Below are 17,525 nucleotides of genomic sequence, written 5' to 3'. Positions count from 1 at the left end.
ACCTTACCGGAGGCTACTGCACTGGGACATGACCGACACTTTGCGAAGGAGATCCAACTCATCCAGGATCTTTCCGACACCCAGCACCACAGAGGTGAGAGGATCGTCCACTGTAATGATCGGCAAGTTGGTCTCTTCCCGGAACCGTGTGTCCATTCCCTTCAAGAGGGAGCCTCCACCGGTGAGCACGATTCCGCGGTCAATGATATCCCCCGCCAGTTCCGGCGGAGTGTTTTCCAACGCCACCTTGATGGCATTGACGATCGTCCCGATCGGCTCCTGCAGCGCTTCGCGAATCTCGGCGTCGTCCACGACCAGCGTGCGAGGAATTCCGGAGATCAGATCGCGCCCCTTGATCATCATGGTCTTCCGCTCTTCGAACGGATAGGCCGATCCGATCTCAAACTTGACGCGCTCCGCCATATGTTCGCCGATGAGGAGATTGTACTTTTTCTTGATGTAATTCATGATGGCTTCGTCCATCCGGTCGCCGGCGACCTTGACGGACTCGCTGTACACGATCCCGCCGAGCGAAATCACGGCGATGTCAGTCGTCCCGCCCCCCACGTCCACCACCATATTGCCTGACGGCTCCGTGATCGGCAGTCCCGCGCCGATGGCGGCGGCCACCGGCTCTTCGATCAAGTAGACTTCGCGCGCGCCCGCCAGTTCAGCAGAATCGCGCACGGCCCGTTGTTCGACCTGCGTAATCCGGGAGGGCACGCCGATGATGATCCGCGGCCGCACGAACGCACTGCGATTATGGGCTTTGCGGATGAAATGCTTGAGCATCTGCTCGGCCATCTCGAAATCGGCGATCACGCCTTCTTTCATGGGCCGAACGGCAACGATATTTCCAGGAGTCCGGCCGAGCATTTTCTTCGCATCAGCGCCCACAGCCAGAACTTTCTCGCTTTTCTTCTCCACCGCGACGACCGACGGCTCATTCAGCACAATGCCTTTGCCGTGCACGTACACCAGCGTCGTGGCCGTCCCCAAATCAATCGCGAGATCGTTGGAGAACCATCCGAATACATCTCCCGTGAACCCCACGGCCTCTCTCCCTTCGTCACGGACCAGCGCTGACTCCCGCTAATCCCTCGTCATTCACACCTAATCCGGCACAGCCAACTGACCGGCATCCAACACCTGGGTCCTGGCCACTTCGTCACCCAACCGCCGGCCTTGCTCATTCCCCACGATCAACAAGCCCTCAAACGTGAGAATCGCCACGGAGCCGATCCATCCGATGTAGGGCACCGCAAACAACACCTGCGCTGCCGCGCAAGGGAGATTCCGGATGATGGATTCCCGGAACCCCGCGGACTCCCGGAAATCAAGCCGCACCGTCTGCAGGCCGACCAGCCGCTTCCCGATGCTTCTCCCCCCCGCAAACCCATCGGCAATCAAAATATAGGCCAGCGCGGAAAGAAACCCGACCGGCGGGGCGACCTCGTCCGCCGCCACCACGATAAACAGATCAATCAGTTTGGCAATGAACCGATTAAGAACGTGGGCCTTGGGATAGACGGCCTGTTCCATGAGCTTCACACCTGGCCCTACCCCGATCAAGGCGTCTCCTTCTAATTAGTGGCAAAGTATAACAAAGTCAAACAACATGCACAAACAAACCTCGTTTTCCCCTCCTGATCCTCCAAACCGCCCGGCACAACCAGTCGGGAGCCGGCGATCTCCGCAGCTTGTCCAGAATAGACCCCGCACCTCATCAATCTGGACTGCGCTCCCCCTCCACAGCCCCAGATCGTTCTCCCTCGCCCGATCTTGCCTTCAGCCCCCGCGCCAAGTACAATCCCCGCACAAATTCAGACGACGAGAGGACTCGAATGATCAAGTTAATGCGTGATGCATCCCACAATTACCCCTGGCTGCTCAAATCCATCATGGGGATTCTGGCTATTGCTTTCGTGATTACGATGGGATGGTGGGGGTTTGGAGAGCAAGCCGGCAATGCGGTCGCGACGGTCGGGGACCTCTCCGTCACCCGCGAAGAGTTTCGTCGCGCCTACGAGAACATGTACCGGTTTTACAAGGACAAGGCTTCGGGGGAATTCAAGGATGAATCCATCAAGCAATTCGTGATCGAGCAGCTGGTCGATAACCGCCTCTGGCTCATTGCCGCCAAAGACATGGGCATCACCGTCTCGGACGGAGACCTCCGCGACATGATCATCCAGATTCCGGAATTCCAGAAAAATGGCGCCTTTGACCCGGAGACGTATCAACGACTCCTGGCCGCGAACCATCTGACCCCTAAAGTCTTCGAGGAGGCGCAGGCCAAGGAAATCCTGGGAAACAAAGCCCGTATGTTCGTCCGGGATGCCGTCGCGCTCACCCCGTCTGAAATCGCCGAAGGACAGACGCTGATGACCCGGCAGCCTGACGCTGATCCTGCCAAAGCCACCGCAGCCAAGGACCGCGTGTTGCAAGACATGCTCTTTCAGAAACAACAACGCGCCCTGATGGCCTATCAAGAGTCGCTGAAGTTGAAGGTGCCGGTCAAGATCCACCGGGAACTGCTCTAGCAATCACACCACAGGCATGGGGCCGGCATACTCAGCTTCATGCCTGTGTCCCTCGCCTCTTGCCCCCTACAAGATCAACATCGCATCGCCATAACTGTAAAAACGGTAGCGCTCATTGACCGCCTCGGCATAGGCTGCACGCACGGCCTCCACGCCGGCCAGGGCCGACACCAGCATCAACAGGGTCGTCCGGGGCAGGTGGAAGTTGGTCATGAGCGCGTCGACAACCTTGAACTGAAATCCCGGCGCGATAAATAACCGGCTGTCGCCGGCGGCCGGCCGGAGGATCCCGGTCTGCAACGCGGCGGACTCCAACGCCCGCACGACTGTGGTGCCGACCGCCACCACCCGCCGCCCCGCTCGTTTGGTCTCCAGAATCGCCTGAACCGCCGGCGCTCCCACCTCAAACCATTCCTCTCCCATACGGTGATCCTCGATGCGACCGACAACCACGGGTTTGAACGTGCCCGGCCCCACATGCAGCGTAACCGCCGTGGTTAAGATACCGCGAGCGCGCAAACGATCAATGAGTTCTGGGGTAAAATGAAGCCCGGCCGTCGGAGCGGCGATGGCTCCTTCCCGGTCGGCGAAACAGGTCTGATACCAGACGTGATCCTCCGCCTTGGCGGATCGCTTGATGTAAGGAGGCAGCGGCATGCGCCCGTGAATCCGGAGCAACTCCACAACCGGCAGGGCGCTCTCCACCTTGAGCCTGGTCCCTTCGGCGTCGCGTTGAACGACCGTGGCACATGCGTCGGGGCCGAACTCAATCCGCTGCCCCACGCGGAAGTGGCCCTTGATCATGACTTCCCACACCGCCGCTCCGAGATCCCTGACAAACAACACCTCGACCGATGTGCCCGTCGGCTGTTTTCTCCCGGAAAGCCGGGCCGCCATCACCCTGGTGTCATTGACCACCAGCAGATCGCCGGGTTCCAGCAACGCCGGGAGATCCGCCACCTGCCGATGTGCAATCCTGTGTGAGCCGGAATCGAGACAGAGCAGCCGGGCCTCATGACGGGGAAGAATCGGCTCGGACGCGATCAGCGAAGCATCGAAGGGGAAGTCGAATTCAGAGAGGTTCATCTAGGAAGAGGGCACCGGTGGCATCTTGGTCAACGCCGCATTCTGTAATTCCGTGCCGGGATAGTAATACTGCAGGATGGTTGAATAGGAATATCCCAACTCGGCCAGTTCCTTCGCGCCCCACTGGCACAACCCGACAGCGTGCCCGGCGCCGTATCCAACCAGCACCACATCCTGACCGATTGACTCAATCGTGAATTGCGTGCTGGGTATGACGGTATACCCGACCGCCTTGCGCAGATCCTCCCCGCGCACGATCAGCTCGCCCTTGGAATGCAGGATGCGCAGCTTGGCGACACGGCCGGCCCGGCTAAAACTCACCGGCGTGATCGTCGCGATCGTTCCGAGAGAGAACCCCTGGCTTCTGAGGTTGCGCTCCAAGGTTGAGATTTTGAATGAGGCCTTCCACTGGTAGTACGGAGACTCGACATCAAAAGGGCACTCGACCCCTTTCAGATACGGCAAGTCCTTCGACCACACAATCATGGCATCTTCGGTAAGACCGGCGGCCGTCGAGGAGAAGGCGGCATAGATCGGCGCCCCGTCGTAGGTCACCACCAATCCCCTTGTGGATTCCACTGCTTCCTGCACTCTGGCATCAACTCCCTGCCGTCCGCGATAGACCTGATCCTGAATACTGGCGGCCACATCGTAGTCACGCGAGGCGCTCAGCATATGCTGATACAACGCATATGTTCGGGCCGCGACGGCCTGCACCTTGAGCATTTCAGGATGCCAGGCCGAATTGACCTCCGCCGGCACCACCCCCTTCACATATTCTTCGAGATCGACCTGGTTGATCACCAACGCGCCTTTCCCGCGCCGGAGGAGATGGACCTGCCCGCTCACGTGAAGCGCGGTTTTCTCATCCGTAGACTGGACGGAGGAGCCGTTCGTCCCTCCATGGGAACGAGGCACCCACAGCTTGAGATCATGATCGCCGGCCCGAAGCGTGATCCGGTCTCCGGCCATCCGCGTCCCGTTGATGAGGAAGGTATTCCCGCGCACCTCGACGTGCAGCGCCGACTTGAACGGATGCGCCCGGTTCTGCGCATCCGTGACCCAGAGGACGGTCTCGGCCCGGGCTTCCAGGCCATGAACATCAGAGGCCAGCAAGACACGGATCGACTCCGCGGCTTCGACTGCTGGCATCGTCCCGAAAAAGACCAGCCCGGCCAGTCCTCCGGTCAACGCGGCACGTTGTAGACGACCTAGCGTCGGAATAGCCATGATAGTAGATAGAATACCAGACTCAGAACCACACTGAGTACCAGGCTGGTGCCGAGGGGAAAATAGAAGGAAAAGTGTTCGCGCTTGACGGAGATATCGCCGGGAAGCCTACCGATCCAACCAAGCCAGGAACCAAACCCGGACAGCCTGTCACCGAACACCAGAAGAAGGCCCAGCAGCACAACGCCCACCCCTGCGGCGATCAAGAGCTTGCCGAGGCTGCTCCAGTCTTCCATCAGCCCTGCACCAGGCACTCCGCAATTTGGATCGCATTGAGGGCGGCGCCCTTGCGAAGGTTGTCTGAAACGACCCATAGATTGAGACCGTTGGTGATCGACTCGTCCTCGCGAATGCGGCCGACGTAGACCTCGTCCTTGCCGGTCGCATCCAACGGCATGGGATACAGCTTCTTCACCGGGTCATCATACACGAGGACGCCCGGCATGGCCGCCAGCGCCGCCCGCGCTTCATTCGCCGTCAACGGCTTCTCCAGCTCGACATTGATCGCCTCGGAATGGCAGCGCAAAACCGGCACTCGGACGGTCGTCGAGGTCACGCGCAGCTTCGGGGCATCCAGAATCTTTCTTGTTTCCCGGACGATCTTCACCTCTTCCGAACAATCGCCCGACTCCGAAAACGATCCGATGTGCGGCAGAAGATTAAACGCGATCTGATAGGGATAGACTTCGGCCTTCACATCGCGAAATGCCATCAAGGCTCTGGTCTGCTCCAGCAACTCATCCATCGCCGCAGCCCCGGTTCCGGACACGGATTGAAACGTGGTCACGACCACACGCTTGACCCCCGCTGCCTCATGCAACGGCTTCAAGGCCATCACCAGCGGCGTCGTCGTGCAATTGGGAATCGCGACGATCCCGCGAGGAAGCGACCGTAACGCGGCGGCATTCACTTCCGGGACGACCAGCGGCACCTCGGCATCCATCCGGAACACCGCGCTGTCATCGATCACCACCACGCCGGCAGCCCCCAACCGGGGACCATATTCTTTACTGATCGCATCCGTGGCTGAGATAAACGCAAAATCGACCCCGGCAAACGAAGACGACGGCAACAGTTCTTCGACCGTCCATTCCTTGCCCTGGCACGTCATGACTTCCCCGGCCGATCGCTTCGAGGCAAACAGACGGAGCGACGCCAGTGGGAATTTCCGCTCCTCCAAAATCTCGAGCGTTTCCTTCCCGACTGCACCGGTGGCCCCGAGAATCGCAACTGTATACGCCGACTTTTTCTTGAGCATGAGTCTCTTCCTACTCCAACGACAATGTACGAATGCGATGGTTAAACGTATCGGCAATGAACAATGCCCCGTCCCGATCAGCCACGATGCCGAACGGATAGCACAAACTCGCATTCAACGCCGGTCCGCCATCACCGGTATACGAGGCCGCTCCGATGCCGGCCACCCGTGTCACCGCCCCCGTTTCCCGATCCCAACGACGAATTAGATGGCTGTCCGAATCGGTCAGAAAAATATTCCCTCCCTGATCCAGCGCAATCCCTGAGGGCCGGGAGAGGCTCGAAGACGGCGGTTCGGAAGGAGCCTGATAGCGATACTCTCCGCCATCACCGGCAACCGTGGAGATCATACCGGTTGAGAGATCCACAGACCGGATCCTTCCATTAAACGTATCGGCGACATACAAGCTGCCGGATCCTAACGACAGTCCGCTTGGTCCGGCAAGGCTTGCTTCGATCGCCGGCTTGCCATCTCCGTCGTAGGCCGCGGAACCGGTCCCGGCAAGCGTCCTGATGAGGCCGGTCTTCAGATCCACCACCCGCACACGATTGTTGCTCTGATCGGCAATGTAGAGATGTCCTTCGTCATCCACCACTAACGCAGCCGGCTCATTGAGCGCCGCGTGATCGGCTGGTCCGCCATCGCCTGAAAACCGTGCCTGCCCGGTCCCGGCCACCGTCGTGATGATCCCGGTCTGTACATCCACCCGTCGCACACGATGGTTCATCGTATCGGCCACGTAAAGGTGCCCCTGCCCATCCACTGCCACCGCGGTGGGAAAATTCAGAGTCGCCTCCCTCGCAGGTCCCCCGTCGCCACCGAATCGCTTGTGCGCCGCCGCGCCGACCAGATAGCGAACTGTCCCGCTCAAGTCTGTCTGTTGGGTAAATTTCTCTGTCGTGGATTGGCTGGCCTCCGCGAACGGATCGACCTCTTCTTGCTGGGACGCCTGCATCCACGGAACATTCACGCCTGCCGTGGTTGTCTCTGGCGCAACCCCAACGACCCTGGTGATCAGACCAGTGACACGATCGACCCGCCTAACCACATGATTTTCCGAATCCGCGATAAAGAGATGCCCGTCTTGATCAATGGCGAGCCCCTTCGGCTCATTCAAACTCGCCCGGACAGCCAGCCCGCCGTCACCGGAAAATCCCGGGTCTCCGATTCCCGCCCGAGTGCTGATGATCCAGGATTTGATTGTCGTCGTCATACGTGACTCGCCCGGCATTACACCAGGTTACGAAGAATCGCCTCTCCCATCTCGGTCGTCCCGACAATTCTGGCTCCCGGACTCTGGATGTCTTTCGTCCGGTAGCCCAGGTCGAGCGTCTTCACGATCGCCTGTTCTATGGCTTCCGCTTCCTTGTCCAGTTGGAACGCATAGGACAGCATCATCGCCGCCGACGCAATGGTCGCAATCGGATTGGCAATGTTCTTCCCGGCGATATCTGGCGCGCTGCCATGGATGGGCTCAAACAGGCCGACTTTGGCCCCAATGCTGGCTGAGGGCAACATGCCGATCGATCCCGTCAGCATCGCGGCCTCGTCGCTTAAAATGTCGCCGAACATGTTATTGCAGACCATCACATCGAACTGGCGGGGATTGCGCACAAGCTGCATTGCCGCGTTGTCGACATACATGTGGTGCAATTCGACGTCCGGGTAACTCTTCTGCACCTCAATCATCACGCGGCGCCAGAGTTCCGACGATTCCAGCACATTGGCTTTATCGACCGAGGTCACCTTCTTCCGCCGCTTCCTGGCCGCCTCGAATGCCACCTTCCCGATGCGACGAATCTCTTCAGTCGTGTAGACTTCGGTGTTCACACCCCGCTCTTCACCGTTCGGGAGCTTTTCAATGCCCTTCGGCTTCCCGAAATAGATGCCGCCCGTCAGTTCGCGCACGACAAGGATGTCGATCCCTTCGATGACCTCGCGCTTCAACGTGGAGGCATCAACCAGATTGGGATAGACCTTGGCCGGACGCAGATTGGCATAGAGCCCCAGGGCCTCGCGAATGCCGAGCAGCGCGCGCTCAGGCCTGAGGCTGTACTCCAACCCTTCCCACTTGGGACCGCCGACGGCCCCCAGCAAGACCGCATCGCTTTGTTTGGCCAGCGCCAGCGTGTCCTGAGGAAGCGGCACCCCGACCTTGTCGATCGCCTGGCCGCCGATATCGGCCGACACGAACTCAAATGAATGGTGGTACTTTTCCCCGATTGCCTTCAATGCTTTGACCGCTTCCGGAACGATCTCCCGCCCGACACCATCGCCTGCCAACACCGCAATCTTTGCTTTCACGTCATGCACTCCTTCTTACGGACAACCGACACTCCTACTCAAGCACCTGCTCATCCTCCACCCGCCAAGCCGGATCGACGAGACAGAGAAATTCAATATCGCACGTACCGGTATTCTCTAATGATTGATCCCCGCCCGGAGGCACATACACCACTGAGCCGCCTTCAACGGAACAGACTTCATGATCGATTGTGAACCGCCCCTGCCCGGCAATAAAATAGTACACCTCAGATGAAGCGAGCTTATGCCGCTTCGACCGCCGTCCCGGCGCAAGCCGGCCATGGGCCAGACTGTAGCCGAGCTTCAGCGACTGCTTTGCCGGATGCAGCAATTCCCGCAGAACCGTATGGTCCCCGGCAAGAAACTCCTCAGTGTCGGCGAACGTTCGCTTCAACACCACAAGTCAATCCAGCAATGAACCATCTCTTCCTCTTCGCAGGATGGTCACCAGAGCCGCTCAGCAAAGCCGTAGCCAGCAGAGGCGCGAGACGTACCCAGTTCTGTGCGTTGAAGCGTCAGCGCCTCGGAAACGACGCTGGCGGACGCTTTGAACACCCCTCGGGGCAATCACTCTAGCGTGGCGGGAACGATCAAATCAAGCGGACCTTCCCCCCTCCGTCAGCCTGTTTCGACGCCATATAGGCCAGCCGATTCAAGGCATTCAGGTAGGCCCGGGCCGCGGCCGTAATGATGTCGGTATCCGCTCCATGGCCGGACACGGTACGCCCGGCCTCCTCGACGCGGACGGAGACTTCACCCTGAGCATCGGTCCCGCCGGTGATGGCATTAACGCCGAACATCAGCAGCTTGCTCTTCGTCTTTGTGATGGACGCGATCGTGCGATACACCGCATCCACCGGGCCATCGCCGCAGCCGGATTCTTTGACGAGCCGGCCGTCGATTTCCAGTTCGACCGTGGCCGTCGGCACACGATCTGTTCCGCTCTCGACATGGAACGACTTCAGAATGATCCGTTCCGTCATCTTGGCCAACTCTTCCGACACGATCACTTCGAGATCTTCTTCGTAGATCTCCTTCTTCTGGTCGGCCAGCTTCTTGAATCGTTCGAACGCGTGATTGATTTCCTCTTCGCTGAGTTTATAACCCAAGTCCTCCAGCCGTTGCCGGAACGCATGCCGGCCGGACAATTTGCCCATCACCATCTTGCTCTCGACCAGCCCGATCGATTCCGGCCGCATGATCTCGTAGGTCGTCTTGTCTTTCAACAGCCCGTCCTGGTGAATCCCGGATGTATGGGCGAAGGCATTGGCCCCGACAATCGCCTTGTTCGGCTGCACCACCATGCCGGTGATCTTGCTGACGAGACGGCTGGTCTTGGCGATCTCCTCAGTCCGCACGCCCGTATCGGCCTGATAGAAATCCTTCCTGGTTCGAAGCCCCATCACGATTTCTTCGAGCGAGGTATTTCCGGCCCGCTCGCCGATTCCATTGATCGTGCATTCAACCTGGCCCGCACCGTTCACCACCGCCGCCAAGCTATTGGCCACCGCCATCCCGAGGTCGTTGTGGCAATGCACGGAGATCACCGCCTGCCTGGCATTGGGCACCTTCTCGCAAATCCCCTTGATCAACTGGCCGAACTCTTGCGGAACCGCATAGCCCACCGTATCCGGAATATTGATGGTCCCGGCCCCCGCCGCAATGACCGCCTCGATCACCTCATAGAGATAGGCCGGATCGGATCGGCTGGCGTCCATCGGGGAGAACTCCACATCACTGACATAGCTTCTCGCCCGCTGAACCATCTCGACCGCCCGGTTCTTCGCTTCCTCCCTCGTCATCCGGAACTGATGCTTCAAATGGATATCCGACGTCGATAGGAACGTATGGATGCGAACCTTCGGCGCCCCCTTGAGGGCATCCCAGGCCCGATCGATGTCTTCCGGACGCGCGCGAGCGAGGCTGCAAATCGTCGGCCCGTCCACTTCCATCGCGATCCGCCGCACCGCTTCGAAGTCGCCGGGCGAACTGTAGGCAAACCCGGCTTCGATAATATCGACGCCGAGGCGCGCCAGCTGCTTCGCCACCATCACCTTTTCTTCCACATTCATGCTGGCGCCTGGCGATTGCTCGCCGTCGCGTAACGTCGTATCAAAAATCCGGATCATCCGTGCCATGGCATCCCCCTTCTTCAATTCAGATCGATCAAAACGGTTGTCCATCAAGGCCGCAGGTACAGAAAACACCGTAGGCGTACCCTCTGGGGTACGTTGAGGATGTTTTTAAACCGGGAATGCAGATGGCGACCGTTTTCATCGGACTGAAAAAACAAAAAGCCCCCATCCCTCAGCCCAGGGACGGAGGCTTCAGAAGCTCCGTGGTACCACCCTGATTCAGCTCGGACCACAGTGCTGTCGTCCGATGCCCTTCATTCGCTCCTTACGGGAGCAACGCGGAATCCATTACTCGGAGTTCACGGATTCGGCTCGGAGGCGAGTTCTGCGACGCACAGGCCGGCTTGCACCACCCGCCGGCTCTCTCCCATCTATGCGGCTCGCGTACTACTCCTCGTCGTCGCCTTACGCTTTGGGTTCTATCACAGGCTGATCCGACTTGAGAAGGGCCTTCTTCCCCGTTGCCCTGGCAACCAGCCAAAATACCCGCTCTGTCGGCCCCATCAAGGCATAGCCGGCAAAAACCACAAACAACATGACCTCGGGCCACGCGGCAATCAGCATCAACGCAAGAATACCCCACACCAGATAGGTAATCTGCTGACGCCCCTTGAACTTCATGTCCTTAAAACTTCGGTACTTCACCGTGCTGACCATGAGAAACGACAACGCCAGGGTGATTATGAGGACCACCACCGGCTTCACATCGGTCCCCATCCGGACAACATGCTGCTCAAGAATCACGAGCGAGGCGACCACACCGGCCGCAGCAGGGATGGCCAGCCCCGTAAAGTACTTGCTATCTGCCAATGCCACGGTGGAATTGAACCGCGCCAGACGCACCGCCCCCATCGCGACATAGGCAAACATCACCGCCACGCCGAACGTGCCCTGTCCGCTCAATGCCCATGAGTAGATCAGGAGGCCCGGAGCGACGCCGAAAGAGACCACATCGGACAAGGAATCATACTCCAGCCCGAAATGGCTGGTGCTATTGGTCAGCCGGGCTGATTTTCCATCCAGGACATCGAAAATCATGGCCACCAAGATCGCGATGGCCGCGGCCATGTAGTTTGCATTAAAGACAGATAGAATCGCATAGACGCCACAGAACAGATTCCCAGTGGTCAGGAGATTGGGAATCAGGTGCATGGCCTGGCGCTTTCGCCCTTCCTTCACCAACGCTTGTCGCAAGCCGTTTCCTCTCATTGCAGTTCTCCTACAATGGTTTCCCCGCCCTTGACGCGGTCTCCCACCGCCACCCGTAATTTCGTCCCCAGAGGAAGAAACGTATCCATCCGTGACCCAAACCGGATCAAGCCGTAGCGTTCACCCCGGACCGCCCTATCCTTTGGAGACACCCAGCAGACGATGCGCCGGGCAATCAACCCGGCTACTTGCACACACAAAACCTTCATCCCCTCGGCCGTTCGAATCATCAGGGCATTCTGTTCATTCTTCAACGTCGCCTCCGGCTTGCTGGCGACCAAGAACAATCCCGGCTGATACTGCACGTCTTCTATGATACCCTCGCAAGGAATCCGATTCACATGCACGTCGAACACGTTCAGAAAAATCGTGAGCCGGATACTGCGCTCCTTCAGATAGCGGGGTTCAAATTCTTCCTCAATGGCGATCACTTTCCCATCGCCTGATGCCACGACCAAATTGGGGCCTTGCGGAATGACCCGATGCGGGTTACGAAAAAACCAGGCCGTAAAGAGCGTGAATCCCCCGGCTATCACAGCAGGGATCATCCACCCCATCATTCCTGATAGAAGTGTAATCCCTCCCGTCATTCCGACGAAGGGAATTCCTTCTTTGACAATCGGGATGCCGACAGCACGATCTGCCACGGGATCAGAAGCCTCAGTTCTTGGATTTATCGACGAGCTGGTCCTTCTTGAGCCACGGCATCATCGCCCGCAGCCTGGCGCCGACCTCTTCGATCGGATGGGCTTCGCCTCTGGCCAGCAACGCATTGTAGACGGGACGATTGGCCTGATTCTCCAACACCCACTCCTTGGCAAACTGACCGGTCTGAATTTCGCCGAGAATCTTCTTCATCTCCTGCTTCGTCTGCTCGGTGACGACTCTGGGCCCGCGAGTAATGTCCCCGTATTTCGCCGTCGTACTGATCGAGTACCGCATATTGGCGATGCCGCCTTGATAGATCAGATCGACGATTAACTTCACTTCGTGGAGACACTCGAAATAGGCCATCTCAGGTGAATACCCTGCTTCGACCAGGGTTTCAAATCCCGCTTGAATCAGGGACGTGAGTCCGCCGCAGAGGACGGCCTGTTCGCCGAAGAGATCGGTTTCCGTTTCTTCACGGAAATTCGTTTCGATGATGCCTGCGCGGCCGCCGCCGACGGCGCTCGCGTAGGCCAGGCCCACCTGCCGGGTTGTCCCGCTGGGGTCCTGATGGATCGCGAGCAAGCAGGGCACACCGCTCCCCTTGGTGTATTCGGAACGGACGAGATGTCCGGGGCCCTTCGGCGCCACCATGAACACATTGATGTTCGCCGGGGGAACAATCTGGCCGAAATGAATATTGAACCCGTGGCCGAACGCAAGATAGGACCCCGCTTTCAGATTGGGCGCGATCTCCTGGCGATAAATGGCCGCCTGCATTTCATCAGGGGCCAGAATCATGACGACATCCGATGCTTTGACGGCATCGGCCACCGGCATGACTTTCAAGCCGCTCTGTTCGGCCTTCTTCCAGGACGCCCCCTCGCGCAACCCGATGACCACGTTCACCCCGCTCTCCTTCATGTTGAGCGCGTGCGCATGGCCCTGGCTGCCGTATCCGATCACGGCGACCTTTTTATTGCGAATCTGCTGAATGTCGGCATCTTTGTCGTAATAGATCTTCATCATGCACTCCTCAACAACTCCCTGTGGTCAGAATAAAACCGTTGGCTGAACGACCGGCTACTCGCGCGCCACTTTCCTTGGTTGCACGACACTAGCCCGAATCGGCTCACGGGCGACCGCCACGCGGCCGGTCCGGGTGAGCTCCTTGATGCCAAGCGGCTGCAACAAATTGATAATGGCTTCAATCTTTTTGGGATCACCCGTCACTTCGATCGTATAGGTGGCCGGCGTCGAATCGATGACGTTCGCCCGGAAGATGTCCGCGATCCTAAGGGCCTCGGCCCGATCTTCCGCCTTGGTATGCACTTTGATCAGCGCGGTTTCACGCGACACGAATTCGCTTTCATTCAGATCAACCACCTTGATGACATCGATCAGCTTGTTCAGCTGCTTCACGATCTGCTCGATGATGCGGTCATCGCCGGATGTGACGATGATCATCTGCGACATCGACGGATCAAGCGTCGGAGCCACCGACAGACTCTCGATGTTAAATCCCCGCCCGCTGAACAGCCCCGCGACGCGAGACAAAACTCCAAACTTATTTTCGACCGTCACTGCAATGATATGTTCCATAATCGGTTGCCTTACGCCGTCAATACCGTATCTTTGTCTTCCGGAGTCACCTTTCCCGCACCGGCCTGCTTTTTCTTCAACTCGGGCGGATCTTCAAGAATCATTTCATGATTGCACCCGCCGGCCGGAATCATGGGGTAGCAGTTCTCAAAACGATAGGTCGGAACATCCACGATCACGGGCTTATCGACGGCAATGGCTTCCTTTAAGACGCCATCAAGATCGGCCACCTTGCTGGCCCGCAACCCGACCGCGCCGTAGGCCTCAGCCAGCTTCACAAAGTCCGGGGTATTCTCAAGATCGCTGGAGGCATAGCGGCCCTCATAGAACAAGTCCTGCCACTGCCGCACCATGCCATGGAAGCGATTGTTCAAGACAATGATCTTCACCGGGAGCTTGCTGACCACCGCGGTCGCCATCTCCTGCATATTCATCTGAATGCTGCCGTCTCCGGCAATGCAGAGCACCAACCGGTCTCGAAATGCGGCCTGCGCCCCCATGGCAGCCGGAAAGCCGAAACCCATGGTGCCCAATCCGCCGGAGGTCAACCAGCGATTCGGCTTGGCCAGCTTGAAATATTGCGCGGCCCACATTTGATGCTGGCCCACGTCGGTCGACACAATCGGATCGCGATCCTTTGTCAGTTCGTACAGGCGCTTGACTACGTGCTGAGGCTTGATCGGTCCGTCGGCATCCTGCTGATAGGCCAAGGGATGATTGCGCTGCCACTCATGAATCTGGTCCCACCAGGGCTTGCGCAATTCCTTTTGCTCGCCGTTCACCGACGCACGAAGGATCTGGTTCAACTCTCGCAATACCGTCTTGCAATCGCCGACGATCGGAATATCGACGTGGATGTTCTTCCGGATCGACGTCGGATCGATATCGACATGAATGATCTTGGCATGAGGGCAGAACTCTGCCACCTTCCCCGTCACCCGGTCGTCAAACCGGGCTCCGATCGCAATTACGAGATCCGAGTAATGCATCGCCATGTTGGCTTGATAGGTGCCATGCATCCCGAGCATACCCATCGAAAGCGGATGCTCGCCCGGGAAGATGCCCAGCCCCATCAAGGTCATATCCACAGGGATCTGGGTGAGTTCGGCGAGTTCGAGCAATTCCTGCGCGGCCCCTGAGAACACCGCTCCGCCGCCCACATAGAGGATCGGCTTCTTGGCCTTCATGATGGCCTCAGCCGCCTGCTTGATCTGCCACTTATTGCCTTCGTAGGTGGGGTTATAGCCGCGAATCGACACCGAGTTCGGATAGACGAACTCCGTCTTGGCCATCGACACGTCCTTGGGAATATCAACCAGCACAGGTCCGGGACGTCCGGTCGTCGCGATGTAGAAGGCTTCCTTGATCGTCATCGCAAGATCGTTCACGTCCTTCACCAGGAAATTATACTTGGTGCAGGGACGGCTCAACCCTATATTGTCCGCTTCCTGAAACGCATCATTGCCGATCAGGCTCGTGGGCACCTGGCCGCTGAAACAGACCAGCGGAACCGAATCCATATAGGCATCGGCCAGCGCCGTGATGACATTCGTCATCCCTGGCCCAGAGGTCACCAGCGCAACGCCGGCCTTCCCGGTCGCTTTGGCATACCCCTCTGCCATGTGACCGGCACCCTGCTCATGCCTGGTCAGAATCACTTCAAGATCCTTCTGCTGATGCAGCATGTCGAAAATCTTGAGGACCACGCCACCGGGAAGCGCGAAAATCGTTTTCACTCCTTCCCGCTTGAGGCTCTCGATAAAGATCTCTGATCCGTTGAGCTTCATATCCTTATCCTCCCCCGGACCGCCGGAGTGTGTTTCTTGCGAAAATCGCCCCCACAGATAGGCTAAACAGAATGCCCCGTCTGATCACGCAGAAATTTCTGAAATATCAATGGGAAAGATGGGAGATCCTAACATCACGGTCCACGAGGGTCAAGAGCCGGAATCCAACGGGGACGGAGAATGCCCGTACGATCCGGTTTCGGCCTTCGACATACTTCTAAGAGAGGAAAACACCGAGGCGGAAAAGAAAAAGCGCGAGTGAGGAAGCCTATAAGCCGGATTCTGTCCTGCAAGAGCACAAAGCCCTTGCATAGGCGATCATTTCTCTGGGACTCGAGTTACCCCGAGCCTCAAGCAACCTACCCGAAGACCTCGACCGGGCCAGCCGTTGTGCAGACGCTTTCGCATCCGCACGTGTCTTCCTATTTGGCCTTGCACCGGGCGACGCTTACCGTGCCGGTGATGTCGCCACCACCGCGGTGGGCTCTTACCCCGCCGTTTCACCCTTACCTGAGCCTCGGCGACCGAATGGGATCCTGTCGCGTTGGCCATCGGCGGTTTGTTTTCTGTGGTGCTGGTGTCGGATCGCTCCGCCTGGGAGTTACCCAGCGCCCTGCCCTTGGAGTCCGGACTTTCCTCCCGATACCGAAGGTATCGAGCGATCGCCCAGCCTCCTCACTCGCGCATGTCTAGTATAGGGGAAACAGCTCAGGCCTGACAAGGAACCGGCAATGGCTCCCCGGAATGGCGCAAGAGGTCTGTCTCCGAATTCACCAACACTCCCACAGATCTCCCTATCGCCCCCCAACAGCCGGCAAATTTAAAGCCGGAACCGGCTGTCTTCCCTGGTAAATCGCCATCGCTTCCGGCATCCACTTCTTGAGTTGCTGAATTCTGGTTTCGTGTCCCGGATGGGTAGACAAAAATTCCGCAGGCCCGCCGCCAGTGGACATCTGCTCCATTCGCTCCCAGAGATGAACGGACTCCCGCGGATCGTACCCTGCGTCAGCCGCAAGTAGAATGCCGATATAATCAGCTTCTGATTCATGCTCTCGACTAAACGGTAAGAGCACTCCAACCTGAACTCCGGCTCCCAGCGCAGCCATTGCCGCCTGACTGAGCATCGGATTGCTACCACTGGCACCAATCGCCGCTCCCGCCGCCTGCAAGGCCGCGCTCGTCAGTTGGCCCTGACTCATCCGTTCCGCTCCGTGACGCGCCAACGCATGGACGACTTCATGCCCCATCACAGCGGCCAGTCCAGCCTCCGTCTTGGCTACGGGGAAAATTCCCGTGTACACGGCAATTTTCCCACCAGGCAACGCAAACGCGTTCATGGTTTTATCATCCTTGATGACCGTCACTTCCCACTGAAACTGCTGGGCCATCTCCGCGTACTTTGACCGCTTCGCCGCCTCAATGATCCGGGCCGCCACCCGCCTCACCGGCTCGATCTCGCGCGGATCTTGTGACTGCCGTATCTTGGGATCGCTCTTCACCTGCTGGTAGGCCTGCGCGCCCATCGTCATTTCGTCAGCCACCGACGTCATCACTAATTGATGCCGGCCCGTGTAGGGATTTGTCTCGCAGCCCAGCACACTCAACGACACACACCACACGGTACCCGCCAGCAACAACCGCATCACGTTTGCTCGATGCCTCATGCCCTTCCCCCGTCGTTCCAACTCACAAATTGACCATCCCCTCTTCTATCCGTTAGATT

At 58.4% G+C, this 17,525-nt stretch carries 17 protein-coding genes and 1 other RNA gene; 1 reads left to right on the top strand and 17 read right to left on the bottom strand.

The features are described 5' to 3' along the window. Positions 1 to 3 precede the first annotated feature (3 nt). Together ACO9S2_RS11335 and ACO9S2_RS11330 are read right to left on the bottom strand one after the other, a co-directional pair. Positions 4 to 1,053, bottom strand: coding sequence for a rod shape-determining protein (locus tag ACO9S2_RS11335; RefSeq protein WP_423722267.1), 1,050 nt, complete (start codon positions 1,051 to 1,053; stop codon positions 4 to 6). A gap of 60 nt (positions 1,054 to 1,113) precedes the next feature. Then, positions 1,114 to 1,542 (bottom strand): RDD family protein, encoded by a 429-nt coding sequence (locus tag ACO9S2_RS11330; protein ID WP_423722265.1) that lies wholly within the window; start codon positions 1,540 to 1,542, stop codon positions 1,114 to 1,116. A 314-nt stretch (positions 1,543 to 1,856) separates the two neighbouring features. Here ACO9S2_RS11330 and ACO9S2_RS11325 point away from each other — a divergent pair, with 314 nt between their 5' ends. Next, positions 1,857 to 2,543, top strand: coding sequence for a SurA N-terminal domain-containing protein (locus tag ACO9S2_RS11325; RefSeq protein ID WP_423722264.1), 687 nt, complete (start codon positions 1,857 to 1,859; stop codon positions 2,541 to 2,543). A gap of 66 nt (positions 2,544 to 2,609) precedes the next feature. On the opposite strand, the gene queA is transcribed toward ACO9S2_RS11325, so the two are convergent. The 15 genes from queA to ACO9S2_RS11250 form a co-directional block, all read right to left on the bottom strand. Then, positions 2,610 to 3,629 (bottom strand): tRNA preQ1(34) S-adenosylmethionine ribosyltransferase-isomerase QueA, encoded by a 1,020-nt coding sequence (gene queA, locus ACO9S2_RS11320; protein ID WP_423722262.1) that lies wholly within the window; start codon positions 3,627 to 3,629, stop codon positions 2,610 to 2,612. After that, on the bottom strand, positions 3,630 to 4,859 hold the full coding sequence (locus tag ACO9S2_RS11315) for a SpoIID/LytB domain-containing protein (protein WP_423722260.1): 1,230 nt from the start codon (positions 4,857 to 4,859) through the stop codon (positions 3,630 to 3,632). Then, positions 4,841 to 5,095: a DUF2905 domain-containing protein gene (locus ACO9S2_RS11310; RefSeq protein WP_423722259.1), complete on the bottom strand. Its 255-nt coding sequence runs from the start codon at positions 5,093 to 5,095 to the stop codon at positions 4,841 to 4,843. The genes ACO9S2_RS11315 and ACO9S2_RS11310 overlap by 19 nt, the downstream gene beginning before the upstream one ends. Beyond that, a complete protein-coding gene (locus ACO9S2_RS11305; RefSeq protein WP_423722257.1) occupies positions 5,095 to 6,117 on the bottom strand; it encodes an aspartate-semialdehyde dehydrogenase in 1,023 nt (340 codons plus the stop codon). Before ACO9S2_RS11305 ends, ACO9S2_RS11310 begins: the two co-directional genes overlap by 1 nt. Positions 6,118 to 6,127: 10 nt before the next feature. Continuing rightward, the gene (locus tag ACO9S2_RS11300) at positions 6,128 to 7,330 is read right to left on the bottom strand and encodes a hypothetical protein (protein ID WP_423722255.1); all 1,203 of its coding nucleotides are present in this window, start codon (positions 7,328 to 7,330) and stop codon (positions 6,128 to 6,130) included. Positions 7,331 to 7,347: 17 nt separating this feature from the next. Next, positions 7,348 to 8,421: a 3-isopropylmalate dehydrogenase gene (gene leuB, locus ACO9S2_RS11295; RefSeq protein WP_423722252.1), complete on the bottom strand. Its 1,074-nt coding sequence runs from the start codon at positions 8,419 to 8,421 to the stop codon at positions 7,348 to 7,350. Between the two features lie 34 nt (positions 8,422 to 8,455). Further along, entirely contained in the window at positions 8,456 to 8,818 is a 363-nt protein-coding gene (locus tag ACO9S2_RS11290) for a cupin domain-containing protein (RefSeq protein ID WP_423722250.1), read from the bottom strand. A gap of 193 nt (positions 8,819 to 9,011) precedes the next feature. Continuing rightward, positions 9,012 to 10,559: a 2-isopropylmalate synthase gene (locus ACO9S2_RS11285; protein WP_423722248.1), complete on the bottom strand. Its 1,548-nt coding sequence runs from the start codon at positions 10,557 to 10,559 to the stop codon at positions 9,012 to 9,014. A gap of 402 nt (positions 10,560 to 10,961) precedes the next feature. Beyond that, positions 10,962 to 11,765 (bottom strand): CDP-diacylglycerol--serine O-phosphatidyltransferase, encoded by an 804-nt coding sequence (gene pssA / locus ACO9S2_RS11280; protein ID WP_423722247.1) that lies wholly within the window; start codon positions 11,763 to 11,765, stop codon positions 10,962 to 10,964. Beyond that, positions 11,762 to 12,412: a phosphatidylserine decarboxylase family protein gene (locus ACO9S2_RS11275; RefSeq protein ID WP_423722245.1), complete on the bottom strand. Its 651-nt coding sequence runs from the start codon at positions 12,410 to 12,412 to the stop codon at positions 11,762 to 11,764. The genes pssA and ACO9S2_RS11275 overlap by 4 nt, the downstream gene beginning before the upstream one ends. Positions 12,413 to 12,425: 13 nt before the next feature. Continuing rightward, positions 12,426 to 13,439 (bottom strand): ketol-acid reductoisomerase, encoded by a 1,014-nt coding sequence (gene ilvC / locus ACO9S2_RS11270; protein ID WP_423722501.1) that lies wholly within the window; start codon positions 13,437 to 13,439, stop codon positions 12,426 to 12,428. A gap of 57 nt (positions 13,440 to 13,496) precedes the next feature. Next, complete coding sequence (gene ilvN / locus ACO9S2_RS11265) at positions 13,497 to 14,015, bottom strand: acetolactate synthase small subunit (RefSeq protein WP_423722243.1); 519 nt, start codon at positions 14,013 to 14,015, stop codon at positions 13,497 to 13,499. Positions 14,016 to 14,026: 11 nt separating this feature from the next. Continuing rightward, positions 14,027 to 15,802 (bottom strand): biosynthetic-type acetolactate synthase large subunit, encoded by a 1,776-nt coding sequence (gene ilvB, locus ACO9S2_RS11260; protein ID WP_423722241.1) that lies wholly within the window; start codon positions 15,800 to 15,802, stop codon positions 14,027 to 14,029. A gap of 255 nt (positions 15,803 to 16,057) precedes the next feature. Further along, positions 16,058 to 16,480, bottom strand: an RNA gene (rnpB, locus tag ACO9S2_RS11255) — RNase P RNA component class A. A gap of 116 nt (positions 16,481 to 16,596) precedes the next feature. After that, entirely contained in the window at positions 16,597 to 17,466 is an 870-nt protein-coding gene (locus tag ACO9S2_RS11250) for a M48 family metallopeptidase (RefSeq protein WP_423722239.1), read from the bottom strand. Positions 17,467 to 17,525: the final 59 nt, after the last annotated feature.

It is taken from the genome of Nitrospira sp. NS4, from assembly GCF_049546785.1.
GTDB lineage: Bacteria > Nitrospirota > Nitrospiria > Nitrospirales > Nitrospiraceae > Nitrospira_D.
Note: the sequence above shows the minus strand (reverse complement) of the source record. Positions and strands in the feature narration are given on the sequence as shown.